This window comes from Streptococcus mitis ATCC 6249, assembly GCF_000146585.1.
In the GTDB taxonomy this organism is placed as follows: domain Bacteria; phylum Bacillota; class Bacilli; order Lactobacillales; family Streptococcaceae; genus Streptococcus; species Streptococcus mitis_AZ.
In genome coordinates this window covers 1-1,367 of record NZ_GL397181.1, presented here as the reverse complement: position 1 = coordinate 1,367, position 1,367 = coordinate 1, and the positions used below count along the sequence as shown (strand labels likewise).

The following is a 1,367-nucleotide window of genomic DNA, read 5'->3' as shown; positions in this document are numbered from 1 at the left end:
GGTAAATACAGCTTTGAATTGAAGAAGGAAGATGGAACTGTTGTTGAAACAGTGACAAACGCCGCTGATGGAACAGTGACCTTCTCACCAATCTCATATGATGAGAGCCAAGTGGGAACTCACAAGTACACCATCTCTGAAGTTGCTGGAACTGAAACAGGAATCACTTACGATAAGACAGTTCAAGAAGTTGAAGTAACGGTTGAAAAAGTAAGCGCAACTGAATTGAAAGCAACTGCTTCAAAAGAAGCGAACGATCTTGTATTTACAAACAAATACACTCCAGCGAAAACTGAAGTTCCTGTGAAGAAAGTATGGAAGGACGCGAACAACCAAGACGGTAAACGTCCAACTTCTGTCACAGTTAAATTGCTTGCGGATGGTCAAGATACTGGTAAGACACTTGAGCTTAACACCGCAAACAACTGGGCTGGAAGCTTCACAAACCTTGATGCTGATAAAGGCGGAACACCTATCAAGTATACTGTAGTAGAAGTAACTGTTACTGGTTACACTTCTGATGTTACTGGTGACGCTGCATCAGGATTCACTATCACAAATAGCTATTCTCCAGAAACAGTTGATGTAAAAGCAACTAAGAACTGGGATGACGCGAACAACCAAGACGGCAAACGTCCAACCAAGATTACAATCAATCTTTTAGCAGACGGTCAGAAAGTTGATTCGAAAGAAGTTCAAGCAGCCACAGATGGAACTTGGACTGTCGAATTCACGAAATTAGCAAAATATAAAGATGGTAAAGAAATCACATACACTGTAACAGAGGATGCCGTAGCAGAATACGAATCAACTATTACAGACTTTACCATCACAAACAAATATGCTCCTAAAGCAATCGACTACAAAGTAACAAAAGTATGGAACGATGCGAACAACCAAGACGGCAAACGTCCTGAGTCAGTAACCGTTCAACTTTATAAAAAAGTAGGAGATGCTGATCCAGTAGCCGTTGAAGGTAAGAAATTGACCTTGACAGCTAAGGATAAGACAGACGCTAACACTTGGGTAGCATCCTTCACAAATCTTCCACAATACGAAGCTGGTAAAGAAATCACTTACTCAATCAAGGAAGTGGATGTACCAGCTGGCTATGAAGCCTCTGTAACTGGTCAAGTAGTGACTAACACTCACAATCCAGATACAGTTATCCTTTCAGGAACTAAGGTGTGGAAAGATAACAACAACCAAGACGGCAAACGTACGAAATCTGTGAAAGTTCAAGTTCTTAACGGTGACAAAGTCGTTCAAGAAATTGAAGTATCAGAAGCTACTGGTTGGAAGTTCGAATCAAAAGCACTTCCTAAGTATGAAAATGGTAAACTAATCGAGTACAAAGTCAAAGAAGT

General features: G+C 40.7%; 1 protein-coding gene. It reads left to right on the top strand.

The annotated features are described in order from the left end of the window. A partial coding sequence (locus HMPREF8571_RS10920) for a Cna B-type domain-containing protein (RefSeq protein ID WP_000452839.1) occupies positions 1-1,367 on the top strand: 1,367 nt, incomplete at both ends.